The following is a 19,617-nucleotide window of genomic DNA, read 5'->3' as shown; positions in this document are numbered from 1 at the left end:
CCCACCGAGCCCTCCACCCAGAAGGAATGACCCTCATCGTGACCGCATCGCGCGTACTCGTCCTCAACTCCGGCTCCTCGTCGGTGAAGTACCAGCTGCTCGACATGGCGGACGCCTCCCGCCTGGCGGTCGGTCTGGTGGAGCGCATCGGCGAGGCGACCTCCAGGCTCACGCACGAGCCGCTGACCGGACCGGGCGCCGCCGGAGGCAAGCGCGTGCACGAAGGACCGATCGCGGACCACGCGGCCGCGCTGCGGGCGGTCGCGGCGGAGCTGGGCGCCGACGGGCTGGGCCTGGACTCCCCCGAACTGGCGGCCGTGGGTCACCGGGTGGTGCACGGCGGGACCAAGTTCACGCACCCGACGCTGATCGACGACGCGGTGCTGGCCGAGATCCGCGCGCTGATCCCGCTCGCGCCGCTGCACAACCCGGCGAACGTGACGGGCATCGAGGTGGCGCGCGAGCTCCGCCCGGACCTGCCCCAGGTGGCGGTCTTCGACACGGCCTTCCACTCGACGATGCCGGAGCACGTGGCCCGGTACGCGATCGACGCGGCCACGGCGGACAAGTACTCCATCCGGCGGTACGGGTTCCACGGCACCTCCCACGCCTACGTGGCCCGCGCGACGGCCAGGCTCCTGGGCAAGGCCGAGGAGGACGTGAACGTGATCGTGCTGCACCTGGGCAACGGGGCTTCGGCCTCGGCCGTGCACGGCGGCGTCTGCGTGGAGACCTCGATGGGCCTGACCCCGCTGGAGGGGCTGGTCATGGGGACCCGTTCGGGCGATCTGGACCCGGCGGTCGTCTTCCACCTGGCCCGGGTGGGCGGCATGTCGATCGACGAGATCGACTCGCTGCTGAACAAGAAGAGCGGTCTGCTGGGTCTGTGCGGCGACAACGACATGCGCGAGGTGCAGCGGCGGGCGGAGGAGGGCGACGCCTCGGCGCGCCTGGCGCTGGCCTCGTACATCCACCGCCTGAAGAAGTACATCGGTGCCTACTCGGCGGTCCTGGGCCGGGTGGACGCGGTCGCCTTCACGGCGGGCGTGGGCGAGAACTCCTCGTCGATCCGGGAAATGGCCCTGGCGGGTCTGGCCGAGCTGGGTCTGGCGCTCGACCTCGAAGCCAACTCGGTACGGTCCCCCGAGCCGCGTCTGGTCTCCGCGGAGTACGCCCGGGTGGCCGTGGCCGTGGTCCCCACGGACGAGGAACTGGAGATCGCCAGCCAGACGTACGCGCTGGTTACCGGTTAGTCACTTTGGACTTTCCGCCAGACGGAATATTCCGCTACGAAACAAACCGATAGGATCCGCTCCATGCGCCGTTCCAAAATCGTCTGCACGCTGGGCCCCGCCGTCGACTCTTACGAGCAGCTGAAAGCGCTCGTAGAGGCCGGTATGAACGTGGCCCGATTCAACTTCAGCCACGGATCCCAGGCAGAACACCAGGAGCGGTACGACCGCGTCCGGAAGGTCTCCGAGGACACCGGGCGTGCCGTCGGCGTCCTCGCCGACCTCCAGGGCCCGAAGATCCGTCTGGAAACCTTCGCCGAGGGTCCCGTCGAGCTCGTCCGCGGTGACGAGTTCACCATCACCATCGAGGACGTCCCGGGCGACAAGTCCATCTGCGGCACCACCTACAAGGGTCTGCCGGGCGACGTCTCCAAGGGCGACCCGATCCTGATCAACGACGGCAACGTCGAGCTCCGCGTGACCTCGGTCGAGGGCCCCCTGGTCAAGACCATCGTCATCGAAGGCGGTGTCATCTCGGACCACAAGGGCATCAACCTGCCGGGTGCCGCCGTCAACGTCCCCGCCCTGTCGGAAAAGGACATCGACGACCTCCGCTTCGCCCTGCGGATGGGCTGCGACATGGTCGCCCTGTCCTTCGTGCGTGACGCCAACGACGTCAAGGACGTCCACAAGGTCATGGACGAGGTCGGCCGCCGGGTCCCCGTCATCGCCAAGGTCGAGAAGCCGCAGGCCGTCGCCAACATGGAAGGCGTCGTAGCCGCCTTCGACGCGGTCATGGTGGCCCGTGGCGACCTGGCCGTCGAGTACCCGCTCGAGAAGGTCCCGATGGTGCAGAAGCGCCTCGTGGAGCTCTGCCGCCGCAACGCCAAGCCGGTGATCGTCGCGACCCAGATGATGGAGTCGATGATCACCAACTCCCGCCCGACGCGCGCGGAGGCCTCCGACGTGGCCAACGCGATCCTCGACGGCGCGGACGCGGTCATGCTGTCCGCGGAGTCCTCGGTCGGCGCCTACCCGATCGAGACCGTCAAGACGATGTCGAAGATCGTCGAGGCGGCCGAGGAGGAGCTCCTGTCCAAGGGCCTCCAGCCGCTGGTCCCGGGCAAGAAGCCCCGTACCCAGGGCGGCGCCGTCGCCCGTGCGGCCTGCGAGATCGCGGACTTCCTCGACGGCAAGGCCCTGGTCGCCTTCACCCACTCCGGTGACACCGCCCGCCGGCTGTCGCGCTACCGCGCCTCCCAGCCGATCCTGGCCTTCACCACCGACGAGGGCACCCGCAACCAGCTCACCCTGAGCTGGGGCGTCGAGTCCTACGTGGTCCCCCACGTGGACAACACCGACGCGATGGTCGACCTCGTGGATGCCGAGCTGCTCAAGCTCAAGCGCTACAACAAGGGCGACACCATGATCATCACGGCCGGCTCGCCCCCCGGCGTCCCGGGCACGACCAACATGGTCCGCGTCCACCACCTGGGCGGCGGCGCCCGCGACTGACGTCGCTCCGCCGTTCGAACTCTGCCGCACAGAGACCGAGGGCGGCACCCCCGATCCGATGAGGATCCGGGGTGCCGCCCTCGGTGCGTACGGCCGCGCGAGGCCGTACGGTCCTACTCCGCCGGGCCGATGTAGTTCTTGAGGCCCGGAACGGTCAGGGTGCCGCCGAACTGGCCGGCCTGGACGACCTTGACGTTCGTGAAGAACGCGAAGGGGACGTTCAGGGGCGGCGGGCTGTTCGGGGTGAACTCGATCGGGATCAGGCCGAAGAGGTTGCCCTTGAGGCTCTCGGTGTACATCGTCACCTGTTCCCCGCGGATCTTCGACGTCGAACCCGGACGGGACTTCAGGTGGGCGACGTTCTGCCCGGTGCCGACCGTCTGGTACAGGTCCTTGATGTCCAGCGAGTCCGCCGTGAACTTCAGGACCTTCTTGGTCTTGCCGCCCGCCGTCTTCACCTCGACGATGCCCGCGTAGTCCAGGCCGTAGAGGGTCAGCAGCGAGCTGTTGAGGTACCAGGGCTCGTCCGGGAGCAGCGGGATGCCCTGCTCCACTTCCGCGTCGGCCAGGGCCTTGGCGTCGTAGGTCGGGCACGGGAAGGGTTCCTTCCCGTCCGCGTCCTTCGTCTCCTCCGGCTTGGCCTTGGTCTCGTCCCCGTCGGCCGGCTCGGTGGCGCCGGTCTCGTCCTTCGGGGTGGTCGCGGTGTCCTTGACGTCCTCGGAGAGCTCCGTGACCGTGGCGCCCGCCTTGTCCGCGGCGGCGCGGATCGCGTCCGCGGCCGGGTCCGGGGCGGGGGCGGGCTTGTCCGCCGGCTTGGGAGCCGCCGGAGAGGGCGTCGTGGCGGGCGTCGTGGCGGGCGTCGTGGCCGGAGCGGACGCTGCCTTCAGGGGCTTGCCGAGCTCGTCGAAGAGGCCCTTGAGCGCGTCGCCCACGCCCAGCGGGTCCAGCGGGTTCGAGGACTTGGCCACCGGAGCGGGGGCCGCCTGCTTCTCGGCGGGCGTCGTGGGCTTCTCGGCCGGCTTTTCCGCCGGCTTGGATGCCGAAGGGCTCGCGCTCGGCGAGGGCACCGCGGTGGGCGACTTGCCCGGCGCGGGCTCCGTCGTCTTCGACGGGGCCTTCGAAGCGGTGTCGGAGGGAGTCTTCGAGGGGGACGAGGACGGCGACGGGGAAGCCGACTCCGCGGGCTCGTCGGACCGCGTCACGCACGGTCCGGGCGCGAAGGGGATCTCCTCGTCGGCCACGGCCAGCTTCGGCGCCATGCTCATGCCGACGAAGACCGCCGTGGGCATGGCCGCCAGCGCCATCGTCTTACCGACGGGTATTTGGATCTTGGTCAGCAGCGACTTCCTGGGCGCCGCGTGACGCGGGCCCTTTCTTTCACGGGACTCCGCATCTGGGGTCACACCCCGCTGCGTTTGGTCACCCCGCACTGTTCCTCCCGCCATCGGCGTGGGCAGTCGTCTCGCTCGCGTATGCCGTTTCCGTCTCGCGCGGGCCGGGTACGGCATGGAAGCCGCCCTCCATCGCGTCCGCCTTGCCCAGGTCCACGGCCTGCGCCGCGCCCCGGTCCTCCGGTGCGCCAGCCTCGTCCGTCACCGGACGGGCCGGCACCCAGGACAGTGCGAGACAGCCGCCGATCAGGGCCAGGATGAAGCCCATGCCGAAACCGCCGAGGTTGGACACCGGCAGGGACACCAGTGCCAGCAGGATCGAGGCGACTCCGGCGAAGATGCGTACGCCCTGCTGGAACCAGAGCGTCAGGCCCAGCGTGATCAGCAGGACACCGATGATCAGCGACCCCGAACCGGCCGTCGTCGCCATCGCGATGGTGACGTTGCCGAGCCGCAGGTCCGCGTACGGGAAGTACGCGATCGGGAGGCCTGCGAGGAGCGTGAACACTCCCGCCCAGAAGGGGCGACGGCCGCTCCAGGCATGGAAGCGGTAGTACACCGCGGTGAGCCAGGCGTCGTCTTCGGCGCGCACGTAAACCGGGGCCTGGGGGTTCATGGACAACAGCTCCCTGGAAACGGGTGGTACTGAACTAAGTGGAGCCCGGACGGCCGGGCCGGCGGCGACGGGTACCGCCACCGCCGGCCCGGTCGCCCGGTCAGGCACCGGAACCGATACGCCGGTCAGGCGATCAGTTGACTGCCGAGTCCTGGTAGCACGGCTGGTCGCCACCGAGCAGGCGCAGCTTGAGGTCAGGCAGCTTGAAGGTGCCGGCCGTGGTGGCCCAGGCCTTCTGCTTGACGTTCGTCAGTACGGCCTTCTCGGCGCGCTGCGCGAACGCGTACGGGCTCGCGACCGTACCCGCCTGCGGCTTCGTCGGGTTCGACGGGTCGCCGACCGCGACACCGATGTCGAGCTTGGTGAACTCGGCGTCGGCGTCGAGCTCGGCAACATCCAGGTAAAGGTTGTCGGCAACCGCCGGCTTGCCGGCCTTGGTGCCCGTCTGCAGCTTCATCGTGATGTTGCCGAGCGGAGTCGGCGTCACCAGCGACTGGCACATGTTGGTGATTTCGGCGTGGCTGAACCCGGAGATGGTGACCGGGTGGTGAGCCTCGGCACCCGTCTTCAGGTCGTGCCCGTTGGCGACACTGCCGTACTGGATCAGGTTGGTGCCGTCCAGCTTGTCGGTCGTGACCTTGAAGTCCTGGCCCGACACGGCGAACGAGGCCGCGAGGGCACCCTGCGCCAGACCGACACCGACCACGGCCGTGGCCGCGATGCTCGGCACCATGACGAGCGCGAAGCGCTTCCATCTGGTCCCGCCACGAATCTGAGAACTCATTTCGTTCCTCCTTCTCGGACGTACATCTCCGGTCCGGGCCGTACCCGTCCTGGGATGGGAGAAGTGCTACGTCCTCGGGAAGGAGCGCAGGCGGCCGAGCCGCGGCACTGCCGCGTCCGGAACACCGGCGTTCACCCCCGAGCGACAACCACTTGGCCACGCGTTCGCGCAACCTGGAGGACAGGCACCGCCGTGCGACGGAGACCCCCCTGTCCCACGGCCGGTGCCACTGCCACCGGCCGGCCCGGTGGGGACCCTCCACCGCGGCTCCGGATGAGCGGCTCTGCGGGAAGGACCGAGCGTCGCCGATCGTGGTCCATTCACGGCCGGGGCACAAGGGGGTTCGTTACTGGCGGGTAACGGCCAGATAACCTACGGAAGACCTGCCGCTGTCGGGCCGCAACGCTGAGTGTCACCCAGGGCCACGACAGATCGGAGGAAGAGTGAACACACCGGACAGTTCACGGGGTTCGATTTACTGCGAGTAACAGCGGCCGCGATTGCCAAGTTTTGGCAAAGTGCGGCCGCTGTTTGCCTGCGTGTCAACAAATCGCCGGCGCCGGGCCGAGCCTTCGACCGGGCACCGGACCGGGTCCGGACCGGGTCTTAGAAGAGCACCCGGGCGAGCGCCGTACGCGCCGAGGTCACGAGCGGGTTGTCCGCGCCGACGGCTTCGAACATCTCCAGCAGCCTCACCCGGACCGCGTCCCGCTCGTCACCGAACGTCACCCGCACCGTGTCGACGAGGCGCCCGAAGGCGTCCGCCACGTGTCCGCCCGCCAGGTCCAGGTCGGCCGCGGCGATCTGCGCCGCCGGGTCGCGCGGGTTCTCGGCCGCCGCGGTGCGCACGGCCTGCGGGTCCATGTCCTTGACGCGGAGCAGGAGTTCGGCCTGCGCGAGGCCCAGCTTGGCCTCCGCGTTGGCCGGGTCGGAGAGCAGGACGTTCTTGTACGCCTGCACCGCGCCGCCCAGGTCGTTCGCGTCCAGCGCCTCGACCGCCGCGTCCAGCAGGGCGTCGTAGGGGCCGGCCGGCTCCTCGGCGGGCTCCGCGGCCCCGCCCGGGGCCTCGCCCTCGCCGGCGGGGGTCACTGGGACGCCGAGGACACCGAAGCGCTCCTCGGCGATCTGGACCACCTGGGCCAGGATCGCGCGGACCTCGTCCTCGGGGGCGAAGTCCTGGAAGAGCGGCATCGCCTGGCCGGCGACCAGCGCGAAGACCGCCGGAAGGGCCTGGATGCGGAACTCGCGGATCAGGTTCTGGCTGGCCGCGACATCGAGCGCGGCAAGAGCCAGGCGGCCGTTCGCCTCGACCGTGAGCCGCTCCAGCAGCAGGCTCAGCTCGCGGCCCTGCTCGAAGCCCTCGGCGCGGAAGTCGAGGATGACCGGGACCTCGTTCGAGAGCGGGACCACGTGGCTCTCGAAGCGGGTCTCGTCGGTGTCGAAGACGAGCGCGGACGACGGGACGGCCCCGGCGGACGCGGGCGCACCGCCCTCGGCGGCCTTCCGGGACGCCTCGGCGCGGGCCTGCTCGGCCTTCGCCTTGGCCTCGCCGGCCGCCTTCACCGCGGCGAGGTCGACGACGCCGCTCATGGACATGTTTCTGGGCTGCATGCGTACATCCTCCCCCGTGTGCGCGCGCCGACGAAAAAGATCGGCCGAAACGAACCGATCGCGGTACTCGTTGTACGTACTGCCGTGCTGTGGCGCCGGGTCCCCACCCGGCACCGGTAGCTCTTCGCGTGGTTGTCGCTCTTACGCTACGAGCCGTAGCGTAACTCCCTCCGCCCGCCCGCGCCCCGTGATCTGAACCACACCGCGAAGGGCCGCGATGCCGGTGCTACATGAACGGCGTGCTACCGACGGGTATGGTCTCGGCCATGCGCAACCCCAGTTCAGGCCCCTCCCCCGCCCCGGCCGGCCGCACCGGCCGCCCGCGCAGTGCCGCGGCGGACGCCGCGATCCTCGCCGCGACCCGGGACGCGCTGGTGGAGCTGGGCTGGTCGAAGCTGACGATGGGGGACGTCTCGGCGCGGGCGGGGGTCGCCAAGACCACCCTCTACCGGCGCTGGGCGGGCAAGAACGAGCTGGTCGTGGACGCCGTCGCGGAGCTCTTCGACTCCCTCGAACTTCCCGACCGGGGCTCCCTCGAAGCCGACATCGAGTACGTGGTGCTGCGGTTCGCGGAGCTGCTGCGGCGCCCGGAGGCCCGTACCGCCCTGATGGCGGTCGTCGCCGAGTCCACCCGGGACGAGGCCCTGCGGGACCGGATCCGGTCGGCCATCGTGGACCGGCAGAAACGTCTCGTCGTACTGGGCCGCGAGCGGGCGCAGGCCCGCGGCGAGCTGCCCTACGAGGAGGACGCGGACCTCGCCGGCCACACCACGGACCTGATCTTCGACGTGATCGCGGGCACCGTGGTGCACCGTGCGCTGGTCAGCTCCGAGCCGGTGGACGAGATGTGGGTGGCCACCTTCACCGCCCTGCTGATGCACGGCCTCCTGGGCGCTTCCGGCCTCCCGGCCGCCCCCGCATCGCCGGCGTGACCACCGCGGGCCGTCCGTCCGAGAGGGGCAGGAACTCCGGGCACCAGGCCGGGGCCGCCATGAGCAGGGCCTCCGAGCGCGGGTTGTGGCCCGGCCAGGGCCGCCCGCGGCCCGGCCACTGGGCCCAGCGCAGGCTGTCCGCCTCCTCGGGCGGCAGCAGTCCGGAGGCGACCAGGGCCGCGCGGCCCGCTTCCAGCCCGGCGAGCCGGTAGCCGTACTCCGAGGAGTCCGCCGGGTGGAACCCCGCGTCGGTGAGCAGCACCGCGGCCGCCACCCCCTCCAGCCCGCGCTCGATCCCGAGCCGCACGCAGGACACGTACTCCTCGGGCAGCAGGGAGGCCCCTACGGCGCTCAGGATCTCCGTCCGGCCTTCGGGGCCGGGCGGTTCGAAGTCGGCGGCGATGTACGCGTACGGCCCGCGGTTGGCCTGCATGGCCACGCGGACGCTCACTCCGCGCACGGAAACGGGAAGGTGGCGGCCGTTCATGGCCGCCACCCTAGGGCTTGCGTCGCCCGATGCCCCGTCAGGCAGGCTTCGACGTCCCGGTACTAGAAGCCGGGCGGCTCCGTATACGTGCCCCACTCCTCGCGCAGCACGTTGCAGATCTCGCCCATCGTCGCCTCGGCGCGCACCGCGTCGAGCATGGCCGGAATCATGTTGGACCCGTCCCGGGCGGCGGCCAGCATCTCCGCCAGGGCCCCCTTCACCTTCGCGTCGTCCCGGGCGGCCTTGCGCTCCGCGAGCTCCCGCACCTGTACGGTCTCCACCTCGTGGCTGACCCGGAGGATCTCCAGGTCGCCGGTGACCGAGCCGTGGTGGACGTTCACGCCGACGACCCGCTTGTCGCCCTTCTCCACCGAACGCTGGTACTGGAAGGCCGACTCGGCGATCTCCCCGGTGAACCAGCCGTCCTCGATGCCGCGCAGGATGCCCGAGGTGATCGGTCCGATCGGGTGCTGCCCGTTCGGGTGGGCGCGCAGGCCGCGCTCCTTGATCTGCTCGAAGATCTTCTCCGCGTCGGCCTCGATGCGGTCGGTGAGCTGCTCGACGTACCAGGAGCCGCCCAGCGGGTCGGCCACGTTGGCCACGCCGGTCTCCTCCATCAGCACCTGCTGCGTGCGCAGGGCGATCTCGGCGGCCTGCTCGCTGGGCAGTGCGAGGGTCTCGTCGAGGGCGTTGGTGTGGAGCGAGTTGGTGCCGCCGAGGACGGCCGCGAGGGCCTCCACGGCAGTGCGCACGACGTTGTTGTACGGCTGCTGCGCGGTGAGGGAGACACCGGCGGTCTGGGTGTGGAAGCGCAGCCACATCGTCTTCTCGGACTTCGCCCCGTACACCTCCTTCATCCAGCGGGCCCAGATCCGGCGGGCGGCGCGGAACTTGGCGATCTCCTCGAAGAAGTCGAGGTGCGCGTCGAAGAAGAAGGAGAGGCCGGACGCGAAGTGGTCCACGTCCAGGCCGCGCGAGAGGCCCAGCTCCACGTATCCGAAACCGTCGGCCAGGGTGTACGCGAGCTCCTGCGCGGCCGTGGCCCCGGCCTCGCGGATGTGGTAGCCGGAGACGGAGAGCGGCTTGTAGGCGGGGATGCCGTTGGCGCAGTACTCCATGAGGTCGCCGATGAGGCGCAGGTGCGGCTCGGGTTCGAAGAGCCACTCCTTCTGGGCGATGTACTCCTTGAAGATGTCCGTCTGGAGCGTCCCGTTGAGGACGGCCGGGTCCACGCCCTGGCGCTCGGCGGCGACGAGGTACATGCAGAAGGCGGGGACGGCGGGCCCGCTGATGGTCATGGAGGTGGTCACGTCGCCGAGCGGGATGTCCTTGAAGAGGACCTCCATGTCGGCGGCGGAGTCGATGGCGACCCCGCAGTGCCCGACCTCGCCCAGCGCGCGGGGGTCGTCGGAGTCCCGGCCCATCAGGGTCGGCATGTCGAAGGCGACGGAGAGCCCGCCGCCGCCGGCGGCCAGGATCATCTTGTAGCGCTCGTTGGTCTGCTCGGCGTTGCCGAACCCGGCGAACTGCCGGATGGTCCAGGTCCGCCCCCGGTAGCCGGTGGCGTGCAGGCCGCGGGTGTACGGGTACTCCCCCGGCCAGCCGATGCGCTCGAAGCCCTCGTACGCGTCCCCGGGCCGGGGCCCGTAGACGGGGTCGACGTCATCTCCGGAGAGCGTCGTGAAATCGGCCTCGCGCTTGCGGGCCTTGTCATACCGGGCCTGCCAGCGACGGCGGCCTTCCTCGATGGCGTCAGCGTCCATACCCATGAATTTACTAGGACGTCCTAGTAAATGTCGATGGCCAACCCCCGGGGAGTCGTCCCGGGGGCGGGGAAGTCGAGCGGGACGCGAGTCCTCAGGCCTTGGCGGTGGCCAGGGAGTCGGTCACCAGGGGCTCGACCTCGGCGCGGACCTTGCGCTCGACGAAGAAGGCCGCGAGCGGGATGGTGCCGGAGACCAGGACCCAGAGCAGCTTGCCGAACGGCCACTTGGCCTTGGAGCCCAGGTCGAAGGCGAACACCAGGTAGATCATGAACAGCACACCGTGCGCCTGCGAGACCGCGAAGGTCAGGTCGGCACCGGTGTCGAAGCCGTACTTCGCCACCATGCAGGAGCAGAGGATCAGGAGCATGACCGCGGTCACGTAGGCCATGACGCGGTAGCGGGTCAGCACGCTTCGTTTCATGCCGTCGAGCCTAGCCGTCCGGTTTGCACGATCTTGACGGGGGCCGGATTCCCGGGCCCGACGCGGACTAGTGCTGTGGCCGGAAAGGTTTGCCGGGTCGCGGCGTCCGGTGCGGTGCATCGCAAGGCGGAGGACCGCGGCTCGTACTGGACGTACCGCCGTGGTCCGACAACGCGGCGAGGTGCCGTGCCGGGCGCCGCGACCCGGTGGACCTTTCCGGTCACAGCACTAGCTCTCCTCGAAGTCCGCCGCGGCCACCCGCAGCGGGCGGAGCAGGGCGAAGATCTCCCCGCACTCCTCGGCGTCGTAGGCGCCCAGTCCGAAGTCGATCTCCATCAGCGCCTTCGTCGCCGCCTCGACCACTTCCCGGCCCTTGTCCGTGATCGACGCGAGCGTGCCGCGGCCGTCGTTCGGGTTGGGGCGCTTGGCGACGAGACCTGACCTCACCAGCCGGTCCACCGTGTTCGTGACCGAGGTCGGGTGGACCATCAGCCGCTCGCCGATCTTCGACATGGTCAGCTCGCCGGCCTTGGAGAAGGTCAGCAGCACCAGCGCCTCGTACCGCGCGAAGGTCAGCCCGTAGGGCTTGACGACCGCGTCGACCTCGCCGAGCAGGATCTGGTGCGCCCGCATGATCGAGGTGATCGCGGCCATCGAGGGCACCGGACCCCAGCGCTGCTGCCACAGTTCGTCGGCGCGGGCGATGGGGTCGAAGGGAAGGCTGAGCGGCTTGGGCACGCATCAGACCCTACCGGGCGGTCATTTGACGGTGGGACCCGTCTCACGCTTCGGCCGACCGCCCCGCGACCCCTCCCGGCGACCGCTCGGCCCTGCCGTCCACCGACCGCCGCCGTCCGCGCCGCCGTCCGTCGCGCGCACCTCGGCCAGCAGCAGCAGAACGACCCCGGTCCCGAGCACGGCGGCGCCCGTGACCACCACGTGCACCGCGAAGAACTCCGCGGCGACCCCGGCCAGCGCCATGCCGACCCCTTGCAGGGTCATCAGACCGGTGCTGAGCAGGGTCATCGCCCGCCCGCGCAGCTCCTCGGGGACGGCGTCCACGTACCAGCGGTCGAGTCCGAGGGTGTAGGCGTGGGCGAGCCCGGCCAGGACGAGCGCGGCCAGCAGCACCAGGACCCCGGGCCGGACGGCGTACACGAGCAGCGGCAGCATCCCGACGGCGGCGAGCGGGGCCACGATCCGCGAACGCGTTCGGGCGGTGAGCGCGGAGCCCGCCCACAGCTCCCCCGCGATGGTGCCGACCGGCAGCGCGCACATCAACAGCCCGAGCACGGCGGTGGAGGCGCCGATCCCGGCGGCGTACGGGGTGAGCAGCGCCTCGGGGACGACGGTGAAGAGCGGCGGCAGCCAGCACAGCAGGGTGAGCGCGCGCAGCCGGCGGTGGCCCAGGACGGCGCGCAGCCCCGCGAGCGGGGAGGTGCGCGCGGCGCCCTGCCCGGTACGGGCGGGCCGGGCCCGGGTGCCGAAGCGCAGGAGCAGCGCGGAGGCGAGGAACCCGGCGGCCGTGAGGGTGATGGCCCCGCGCGGGGCCAGGACCGTGAGCAGCAGTCCGCCGAGGCCGAAGCCGATGAGCTGGGCGCTCTGGGCCACCATCCGCAGCAGCGAGCGGCCCAGGACGTAGGCCTCGCCGGAGCCGAGGACGTCGACGAGGGAGGCGGCGCGGGCGCCCTGGAACAGCGGGGCCACGAAGGCCATGGCGCAGCGCAGTACGAGGAGCAGCGCGACCGGGGTCCCCGGCAGGGCCATGGCCGCCGCGCAGGCCGCGCAGACGAGGTCGCAGCCGACGAGCACCCGGCGGGCGGGGAGGCGGTCGGCGATCGGGGCGAGCAGGGTGCCACCGAGGGCGTAGGGAAGGAAGCCGAGGGCGAAGGTGAGGGCGCTCATCAGGGGCGAGCCGGTGGCCCGGAAGACGAGGACGGTCAGGGAGATCTCGGCGATGACGACGCCGAGCACGGACAGCAGGTGGGCGGCGAAGACGGGCCGGAACTCGCGGACGCGGAAGACGGGGCGGTAGCCGGCCCCGGTCCCCGCATCGGCATCGGCATCGGCCTGGCGTGCGGTGGTCATACGGGTCACCCTGGCGGCGCCTAGGCTGGCGGGACAGAGATTCGAGCCCAGCCGAATCAGTCGGCGGAATCAGTCGACCGAATCCGTCGGCCGAATCAGTCGACCGAATCAGCCAGGAGGCCCGGCCATCACCTTCCACTTCCGCTTCGGACCGGCCGACCTGCTGCGCTGCCGGTTCTCGATCTCCCCGCGCTGGGAGACCCAGGAGGCGGTACGCGTCCTGCTGCGCCCGCAGCGGCAGGCCTACCACCTGCCCTGGCTCCGCCGGATCCGCGCGGCCGCGGACGGGCTGGACCTGCGGCCGCTGTGGCTGCTGATGCCGCTGGCCGGGCACAATCCGGATTTCCTCAGCCCGCCGCCGACGGGCCCGTCGGTCACCTTCGAGGAGGAGCTGGCGCGGGTCCGGTCCGCCGATCCGGGGGCCGCCCGGGAGGACCTCCGGCGCTCCCTGGTGTGCACCCCGGGGGCGCTGGAGAGCGAGGCCGGGCAGCGGATGCTGGCCGATCCGGAGCGGGCGGTCCAGGAGCTGGCCGATCTGTACGAGGCGGCCTGGCAGTCGCTGGTCGCCCCGCACTGGCCCCGGCTGCGGGCCCTGCTGGAGGCGGACATCCTGTTCCACTCGCGGCGGCTGGCGGCGGGCGGGCTGGAAGCCCTCTTCGACGGGCTCCACCCGGATCTGCGGTGGTCGGGGAACACCCTCACCATCGACAGGCGCAACCACCACGACCGCTCGCTCGACGGCCAGGGCCTCCTGCTGATGCCGAGCGCCTTCGTCTGGCCGGAGGTGGTCGGCGGCTACGACCCGCCGTGGCAGCCGACGCTGGTGTACCCGGCCCGGGGCATCGGCGCCCTGTGGACGGCCTCGGCCGGCCCGACCCCCGAGGCCCTGGCCCGCCTGCTGGGGCGGGCCCGCGCCGATGTCCTGTGCGCCCTCACCGACCCGGCCTCGACCACGGCCCTGGCCCACCGCCTGTCACTGGCCCCCTCCACGGTCTCCTCCCACCTGAAGGCCCTGGCGGGAGCGGGCCTCCTGATGCCGTCCCGCCACGGCCACCAGATCCTCTACGAACGCACTCCCCTGGCGATCGCCCTGGCGGAGGGCACGAGCGGCTACTAGGCCGCCGCCGGGCGGTGGCCACGCCCACCCGGCCGCACGCGGCGGTGTCGCAGCTCGCCCCGCCTGACCGTTATGTCACGATATCCCGGCCCGCTGCCCGCCCCTTCGTCCCGAGGAAGCCGCCGGATGCCAGGCCCTCTCAGAGCCCTCGCGGCCGCGCTCGCGCTCGCCGCCGCCGTCACGGCGACCGCCTGCACCCCCGTCCCGACCGTGCAGCCGGAGTCCGCGCCCCCCAACCACCCCGCCTCGGTCGGCCTGGTCGACGAGTCCCCGTTCTGGGTGGACCCGCAGAGCGACGCCGCCCGGCAGGTCGCCGCCTGGGAGGCGCAGGGCCGCAACAGCGACGCGCAGGTGCTGCGCCGGATCTCCGACCGGCCGATGGCCCTGTGGGGTCCGGGGGACGATCCCGGGCCGGAGATCCGCCGGGCCCGGGAGAGCGCCAAGGCCGCCGGGCGCACCCTCGTGCTCACCGCGTACAACATCCCCTACCGGGACTGCGGCCAACACTCCGCCGGCGGCGCGGGCGACGCCACCGCCTACCGCAGCTGGATCGGCGCCTTCGCCGACAACATCGCCGACGCCAAGGCCCTGGTCGTCCTGGAGCCGGACGCCGTCCCGCACATCGTCGACGGCTGCACCCAGGCCGGGCACCACGAGGAGCGGCTGCGGCTGCTCTCCGAGGCCATCGACCGGCTCAAGCGCAACAAGAACACCAAGGTCTACCTGGACGCCGGCAACCCGGCGTGGATCCCGGACCCGATGAAGCTGGTCGAGCCCCTCTACAAGGCCGGGCTGGAGCGCGCCGACGGGTTCTCCCTCAACGTCTCCAACTTCCAGCCCAGCACGGCCGGCCGGGAGTACGGGGCCGTCATCTCCAAGGCCGCCAAGGGCAAGCACTTCGTCATCGACACCAGCCGCAACGGCGACGGCCCGCTCCGGGGCGACCGCTCGCAGGCCTGGTGCAACCCGCCGGGCCGGGCCCTGGGCACCCCGCCGACCGTAGAGACGGGGGACCCGCTCGTGGACGCGTACCTCTGGATCAAACGGCCCGGCGAGTCCGACGGCACCTGCCGCGGCGGCCCGCCGGCCGGCAAGTGGTGGCCGGACTACGCCCTGGGCCTGGCCCGCCGCTCGACGGACTAGGTCGTCTCTCCGAAGGGGGGCTCGACCGGGGGCGGAAGGTGGCTGTACACCGCGCGCCGGGCGTTGAACTGCGCGAGGTGGAAGACGTGTCCGCGGACCTCCAGCTCCATCGGAGGCGGATTGCTCACCGGCGGGTGCTGGAGCCCGTACCCGTACTTCTCGTAGTCGCGGATCCCCTTGAACGTCACTTCCACCGGGCCCGCGTTGAGGGCGTCGGCCATCTCCTGGGCCCGCTCCCGCGTACTCCACAGGGGGTACGTGCGGGCGTACGGCCCCGTGGTGCGGGTCCCCTCCAGGGCGGTGAGCAGGGCGGGGCCGTAGACGCCCTTCACGCGGAAGTTCTCGAGGTGGCGGGTGTGCACCACGACCGACAGGTACTGCCACCGGTCCTTGCGGCGCCGGCCCGTCACCCGCATCCGCTCCCCGCCGTCGCCCCACATCGGCGGGGTCACCCAGACCAGCGCGCCGGGCGAGAAGTGCCGCAGCCCGTCCCGGATCTCCAGGCCGCCGTCGCCGTGGGCCGTCTCCCGGGCGACGTTGGCCACCAGGCACCAGGCCAACGGCTCTGCACCTTCTGCCGCTTCGTCCCCCGATGTCGTCACGGAGGCCATTGTGGCCGGGGCCGCCGAGCCGCGCGAGGGCGTTTTCCGGTCGCGGCACTAGCTCATCCAGCCGTCCCGGGACTCCCGTGGTGCGGCCTTGGGGGCCTCCCGTACCCGTACCCATTTCGCCACCGACGGCGTCCCGTCCGCGTCCGTCACGAAGAGCATGTACCAGCCGGGCGGCACCAGCGTCGGGTCCGCCGGGACGGTGACCGTCACCGAGCCGGCCGTCTTCTTCAGCCCGAGCTCCACCGAGCGCTGCTCCACGTCCGTGGTGTGCGTGACCGCGCTCGGCCGCATCAGCCGGGCCCGCTGGATGCGTTCCGCCCGCACCGCCCCGAAGGTGGCCCGGCCGCCGAGCACGATCTCCTCGGGCCCCTCCCCCAGGGCCGGCCGCAGCGCGGCGTCCCGGTACAGGTAGGGCGGGGTGTACACCTCCAGCCGGTGTTCGAACTTGCCCAGCTTGGTGTTGTCCTTGTCCGCGAAGAGCGGGTCGGAGCCGAAGGTGGCCACCCGGCCGTCGGGCAGCAGCAGCGCCTCCGAGTGGTAGTTGCGACCGACGGTCGGGGATGCGGCGCTCACGAAGGTGTCGGTGCGCGGGTAGTAGAACTGCGCCTTGTGGATGTCGCTGGCGCCCCGGCCGCGGTAGTCGGCGGAACCTCCCGTGGTGAAGACGGAGTCGTCGGGGAGCAGCACGCTGCTCAGGTAGCGCACCCCTTGCGGCAGCCGGGCGGTCGAGCGGAAGACCGGGTTGTCCTCCTTGAGGTCGACGACCGCCGTCCGGGCGGTGGCGAGCCGGGATTCGCCGACCCCGCCGCCGCCGAGGACCATCACCTTCTGGTCCTGGGCCGGGGGGAGCAGTACGGAGGAGGAGGTCTCCAGCTGGTCGGGGTCGGCCAGTCCGGCGAGCTTGTGGAACCGGTTGGTCTTCAGGTCCCACAGGCCCGGCTCGCGGCCCTTGTCCTTGGGCCCGTAGCCCGCGTTGGAGCCGGTGTAGAGCAGTTTGCCGCCCTGGGTGAGGAAGAGGGCGGGGTAGGTGGGGAAGTAGTGGAAGGGCCCCTTGGCCCACTTCTTGGTCCGCGGGTCGTAGTACTCGTTGTCGCCGGGTACGACGTCGCCCACGTCGTTGAGTCCGGACACCGCCAGCACCCGGCCGTCGGCCAGCCCGACCAGGGTCGGGTACCAGCGGGCGTCGCGCATCGGGTCGACCGGTACGTACTTCTCCGCCTTGGGGTCGAACTCGTAGGCGGACTTGATGCCCTGGAAGTCCTGCTTGTCGGCGCTGAGCCGCTCCGCGAGCCCGTATACGTTGCGCGCGTCCTTGCCGGTGAGGCCGACCACCTCGTACTGGGCGGCCTGGGTGGTCAGTCCGCCGGCGCCTTCCTCGGCCGCTTCCACGAAGACCCTCGCCTCGGCGGCCACCACCTTGGTCTTCCACGGCATCATCTGACCGCCGCGCCCGTAGGTGACCTCGAACTGCCGGGTCGCTTTGGGCACGGTGACGTCGAACTTCGAGACGTACTCCACCCCGGAAGGGGACCGGAAGACGGTCCCCTTGGGCAGCTTGACCGCCTGGTCGGGGCTCTCGTTCTTGACCCGCATGCCGCCGCCCGCGCGGGTGACCTTGCCGTCGAGCACCTCGTAGCGCGCGGTGCCGCCGGCCACCAGCAGCGTACCGTCGGGGAGTTGGCTGTGGCCGGAGCAGAAGAAGTCCTCCGGGGTCGGGATCTTCTTGAAGGTGTCGTCCTTCGGGTCCCACAGGATGGTGGAGAAGGTGCCCTTGTCGAAGTTCTGCTGGTTGTTGCCGGATCCGGCGATCAGCAGCACCTTGCCGGTGTGCAGCAGCGCCGCGTGCATGGCGTTGATCCGGTACTCCTCGGGGAGGCCGATCAGCCCCCAGGAGCCGTACTGGATGCGGTAGCTGGACTGCCCGATCTTGTACGAGTGGTACCTGCCCTCGGCGAAGGAGAGCACGGCCGGCGCGTTGAGGGCGACCAGCAGGACGGCGGCGCCGGCGCCCAGGAGGGTCTTCTTGAACTGCTTGGACGGGCGGTACCCCATGGCTCACTCGCCTCCGGTCGTCGCGAACGCCGGCTCCGGCTCCTCGCCCGGCTCCCCGCCGGGCTCGCGGTCTCCCCGGCGGCCCCGAACGGCCGTGGTCCCCCACACGGCCAGCGGGGCGAGGGCCACGGCCAGGGCGAGCACCGCCCAGATCCGCATGGCCGCGTGCGTGTGCCCGTAACGCACGGAGGCCGCCAGCGAGGCGGCGAGGACGGCGGCCCAGAAGAGGTGGATGCGGAAGGTGGCCAGCCGGTCGGGGCTGGCGTCGCCGCCCTTGGGGGTGACGACGAAGCGGCCCCTGGTGCGCAGGACGGCCGAGCCGAGGGACTTGAGGTAGACGGGGGCGCAGATCGCGGACATCGCCATGCCGGCCAGGCCGCCGGAGCCGGCGGGTTCGTGGGGCGAGACGTTGTGGCGGCGGTTCCACAGGTACAGGCCGACCTGGAGGGCGGCGGCGTCGGTGTAGAGCATCAGCCAGACCTCGGAGGAGACCTGGGTGCCGGAGGCGCCGAACCACAGGAAGATGACGCAGCTGAGGATGCCGAGCATCCAGTTGACGGCCGTCATCGGGTAGTAGACGAGCATCAGCGTGTAGTTGAGCCAGCGGCCCGGGGGCATTCGGAAGCAGCCGCGCCAGTACTGCCGCAGGAGGGTCTCGTAGGTGCCCCGCGACCAGCGCAGCTGCTGGGTGAAGAAGTCGGTCCAGGAGGTCGGGCCCTCCCCCACGGCCAGGACGTCCGGGGTGTACACGGAACGCCAGAACCGCCCGGTGGCGGGGTTGCGGCGGCGGTGCAGTTCGAAGCCGGTGGCCATGTCCTCGGTGATGGAGTCGTAGAGCCCGCCGACCTGTCGCAGGGCGCTGATCCGTACGGCGTTGTTGGTGCCGACGAACATGGGGGCGCCGTAGCGGTTGCCGGCGCGCTGGATCAGGGCGTGGAAGAGGTACTGCTGGGATTCGGCGGCCTTGGTGACGGAGGCGGTGTAGTTCCCGTAGACCTGCGGGCCGACGACGAAGGCGGTGTCGGGGTCCCGGAAGTAGCCGAGCATCCGCTCCAGGTAGTTCGGGAGCGGTACGTGGTCGGTGTCCACGGAGGCGAAGTACTCGTAGTCCTCGCCGTGCCGGGCCAGCCAGGCGTTGTAGTTGCCGTGCTTGGTCCTCGCCCGGTGGGCCCCCTTCGCGGTGTTCCACTCGGCCACGCCCTTGCGGGTGAAGTGGCGTACGCCGAGCTCCGTGCACAGGGCCCTGGCCCCGGGATCGTCGCCCTCGTCGAGGAGCCAGACGTCGAGCGGTCCCCCGTGGCGGATGCGCACGGCCCCGCGCAGGGTGGCCGCCGCCATCGCCAGGGGTTCCTTGCCGGGCACGTAGGTGGTGAGGAAGGCGACCCGGGTGCCGGGTTCGGCGGGGACCGGTACGGGGTCGCGGGCGACCATCGTGGCGTGGGCGATCGAGACCACGTTGACCAGCATGAAGAGCATGATCAGGGCGATGGAGCCGAGCATCACGGAGTCGAGGTGCACCAGCCAGCGCTCGCCGCCCTCGCGGACGGTCCAGTGCGTGGGCCAGACGAGGTAGAGGAGCAGGCCGGCGGCGGCGAGGGGGGCGAGCGTCATGAGGGCGACGGCCCGTATTCGGGTCCGCAGCTCCTCGCGCGAGAGCAGCGAGCGGTAGGCGACGCGGTAGGCGGCGGTGGGATCCGGCTCCTCGAACGGGCCGGCGAGACGGCTGTGGGTCTCGTAGTCGAAGCCTTCCTGCCGCACGGTTCCTCCAGTGCTCGAAACCGAGGTCGATATCCCAACGAAACGGGACATCCCTTGGCGTGTCGAACTGGATTCGGCCGAGCGGGCGGTTCT

General features: G+C 71.2%; 17 protein-coding genes. 5 read left to right on the top strand and 12 right to left on the bottom strand.

Annotation, left to right across the window (positions count from 1 at the left end):
- Positions 1-38: 38 nt before the first annotated feature.
- On the top strand, positions 39-1,253 hold the full coding sequence (locus OHU74_RS25145) for an acetate kinase (protein WP_371617972.1): 1,215 nt from the start codon (positions 39-41) through the stop codon (positions 1,251-1,253).
- Between the two features lie 63 nt (positions 1,254-1,316).
- Complete coding sequence (gene pyk, locus OHU74_RS25140; protein WP_371617971.1) at positions 1,317-2,747, top strand: pyruvate kinase; 1,431 nt, start codon at positions 1,317-1,319, stop codon at positions 2,745-2,747.
- 113 nt (positions 2,748-2,860) lie between these two features.
- On the opposite strand, the gene OHU74_RS25135 is transcribed toward pyk, so the two are convergent.
- The 4 genes from OHU74_RS25135 to OHU74_RS25120 all read right to left on the bottom strand — a co-directional run bounded on the left by OHU74_RS25135 (position 2,861) and on the right by OHU74_RS25120 (position 7,149).
- On the bottom strand, positions 2,861-4,177 hold the full coding sequence (locus OHU74_RS25135) for a hypothetical protein (RefSeq protein ID WP_371617970.1): 1,317 nt from the start codon (positions 4,175-4,177) through the stop codon (positions 2,861-2,863).
- Positions 4,167-4,754 carry a DUF6114 domain-containing protein gene (locus OHU74_RS25130; protein WP_371617969.1) on the bottom strand — a complete coding sequence of 196 codons (588 nt, stop codon included), beginning with the start codon at positions 4,752-4,754 and terminating at the stop codon, positions 4,167-4,169. Before OHU74_RS25130 ends, OHU74_RS25135 begins: the two co-directional genes overlap by 11 nt.
- 133 nt (positions 4,755-4,887) lie before the next feature.
- Entirely contained in the window at positions 4,888-5,538 is a 651-nt protein-coding gene (locus OHU74_RS25125) for a DUF6230 family protein (protein WP_371617968.1), read from the bottom strand.
- A gap of 606 nt (positions 5,539-6,144) precedes the next feature.
- Positions 6,145-7,149: a tetratricopeptide repeat protein gene (locus OHU74_RS25120; RefSeq protein ID WP_371617967.1), complete on the bottom strand. Its 1,005-nt coding sequence runs from the start codon at positions 7,147-7,149 to the stop codon at positions 6,145-6,147.
- 266 nt (positions 7,150-7,415) lie between these two features.
- Here OHU74_RS25120 and OHU74_RS25115 point away from each other — a divergent pair, with 266 nt between their 5' ends.
- Positions 7,416-8,081 carry a TetR/AcrR family transcriptional regulator gene (locus tag OHU74_RS25115; RefSeq protein ID WP_371617966.1) on the top strand — a complete coding sequence of 222 codons (666 nt, stop codon included), beginning with the start codon at positions 7,416-7,418 and terminating at the stop codon, positions 8,079-8,081.
- On the opposite strand, the gene OHU74_RS25110 is transcribed toward OHU74_RS25115, so the two are convergent.
- The 5 genes from OHU74_RS25110 to OHU74_RS25090 all read right to left on the bottom strand — a co-directional run bounded on the left by OHU74_RS25110 (position 8,011) and on the right by OHU74_RS25090 (position 12,843).
- Positions 8,011-8,568, bottom strand: a complete 558-nt coding sequence (locus OHU74_RS25110) for a hypothetical protein (protein WP_371617965.1) — start codon at positions 8,566-8,568, stop codon at positions 8,011-8,013. The two genes, OHU74_RS25115 and OHU74_RS25110, sit on opposite strands and share 71 nt — an antisense overlap.
- 62 nt (positions 8,569-8,630) lie before the next feature.
- A complete protein-coding gene (locus OHU74_RS25105) occupies positions 8,631-10,331 on the bottom strand; it encodes a methylmalonyl-CoA mutase (protein ID WP_371617964.1) in 1,701 nt (566 codons plus the stop codon).
- Positions 10,332-10,425: 94 nt separating this feature from the next.
- A complete protein-coding gene (locus OHU74_RS25100; protein WP_330298636.1) occupies positions 10,426-10,755 on the bottom strand; it encodes a DUF3817 domain-containing protein in 330 nt (109 codons plus the stop codon).
- Between the two features lie 228 nt (positions 10,756-10,983).
- A complete protein-coding gene (locus OHU74_RS25095) occupies positions 10,984-11,493 on the bottom strand; it encodes a MarR family transcriptional regulator (protein ID WP_330298635.1) in 510 nt (169 codons plus the stop codon).
- A gap of 21 nt (positions 11,494-11,514) precedes the next feature.
- Positions 11,515-12,843 (bottom strand): MFS transporter, encoded by a 1,329-nt coding sequence (locus tag OHU74_RS25090; protein WP_371617963.1) that lies wholly within the window; start codon positions 12,841-12,843, stop codon positions 11,515-11,517.
- 127 nt (positions 12,844-12,970) lie between these two features.
- Between OHU74_RS25090 and OHU74_RS25085 the strand changes: the two genes are divergently transcribed.
- Positions 12,971-13,960, top strand: a complete 990-nt coding sequence (locus OHU74_RS25085; RefSeq protein ID WP_371619801.1) for a DUF5937 family protein — start codon at positions 12,971-12,973, stop codon at positions 13,958-13,960.
- Positions 13,961-14,086: 126 nt separating this feature from the next.
- Positions 14,087-15,103, top strand: coding sequence for a glycoside hydrolase family 6 protein (locus tag OHU74_RS25080; RefSeq protein WP_371617962.1), 1,017 nt, complete (start codon positions 14,087-14,089; stop codon positions 15,101-15,103).
- On the opposite strand, the gene OHU74_RS25075 is transcribed toward OHU74_RS25080, so the two are convergent.
- The 3 genes from OHU74_RS25075 to OHU74_RS25065 are packed head-to-tail and all read right to left on the bottom strand — an operon-like array spanning position 15,100 to position 19,524.
- Positions 15,100-15,705 carry a hypothetical protein gene (locus OHU74_RS25075; protein ID WP_371617961.1) on the bottom strand — a complete coding sequence of 202 codons (606 nt, stop codon included), beginning with the start codon at positions 15,703-15,705 and terminating at the stop codon, positions 15,100-15,102. The genes OHU74_RS25080 and OHU74_RS25075 overlap by 4 nt on opposite strands.
- 57 nt (positions 15,706-15,762) lie before the next feature.
- Positions 15,763-17,766: a galactose oxidase-like domain-containing protein gene (locus OHU74_RS25070; protein WP_371617960.1), complete on the bottom strand. Its 2,004-nt coding sequence runs from the start codon at positions 17,764-17,766 to the stop codon at positions 15,763-15,765.
- Positions 17,767-17,769: 3 nt separating this feature from the next.
- Positions 17,770-19,524, bottom strand: coding sequence for a glycosyltransferase family 2 protein (locus tag OHU74_RS25065; RefSeq protein WP_371617959.1), 1,755 nt, complete (start codon positions 19,522-19,524; stop codon positions 17,770-17,772).
- Positions 19,525-19,617: the final 93 nt, after the last annotated feature.

Origin of the sequence: Streptomyces sp. NBC_00454, assembly GCF_041434015.1 — a bacterium.
GTDB lineage: Bacteria > Actinomycetota > Actinomycetes > Streptomycetales > Streptomycetaceae > Streptomyces.
Note: the sequence above shows the minus strand (reverse complement) of the source record. Positions and strands in the feature narration are given on the sequence as shown.

What these genes read in the sequence shown, in the direction of transcription:
- OHU74_RS25100 (WP_330298636.1), bottom strand. Translation starts at nt 10,755, where the DNA reads ATGAAACGAAGCGTGCTGACCCGCTACCGCGTCATGGCCTACGTGACC.
- OHU74_RS25120 (WP_371617967.1), bottom strand. Translation starts at nt 7,149, where the DNA reads ATGCAGCCCAGAAACATGTCCATGAGCGGCGTCGTCGACCTCGCCGCG.
- OHU74_RS25070 (WP_371617960.1), bottom strand. Translation starts at nt 17,766, where the DNA reads ATGGGGTACCGCCCGTCCAAGCAGTTCAAGAAGACCCTCCTGGGCGCC.
- OHU74_RS25125 (WP_371617968.1), bottom strand. Translation starts at nt 5,538, where the DNA reads ATGAGTTCTCAGATTCGTGGCGGGACCAGATGGAAGCGCTTCGCGCTC.
- OHU74_RS25105 (WP_371617964.1), bottom strand. Translation starts at nt 10,331, where the DNA reads ATGGACGCTGACGCCATCGAGGAAGGCCGCCGTCGCTGGCAGGCCCGG.
- pyk (WP_371617971.1), top strand. Translation starts at nt 1,317, where the DNA reads ATGCGCCGTTCCAAAATCGTCTGCACGCTGGGCCCCGCCGTCGACTCT.
- OHU74_RS25080 (WP_371617962.1), top strand. Translation starts at nt 14,087, where the DNA reads ATGCCAGGCCCTCTCAGAGCCCTCGCGGCCGCGCTCGCGCTCGCCGCC.
- OHU74_RS25110 (WP_371617965.1), bottom strand. Translation starts at nt 8,568, where the DNA reads ATGAACGGCCGCCACCTTCCCGTTTCCGTGCGCGGAGTGAGCGTCCGC.
- OHU74_RS25130 (WP_371617969.1), bottom strand. Translation starts at nt 4,754, where the DNA reads ATGAACCCCCAGGCCCCGGTTTACGTGCGCGCCGAAGACGACGCCTGG.
- OHU74_RS25090 (WP_371617963.1), bottom strand. Translation starts at nt 12,843, where the DNA reads ATGACCACCGCACGCCAGGCCGATGCCGATGCCGATGCGGGGACCGGG.
- OHU74_RS25115 (WP_371617966.1), top strand. Translation starts at nt 7,416, where the DNA reads ATGCGCAACCCCAGTTCAGGCCCCTCCCCCGCCCCGGCCGGCCGCACC.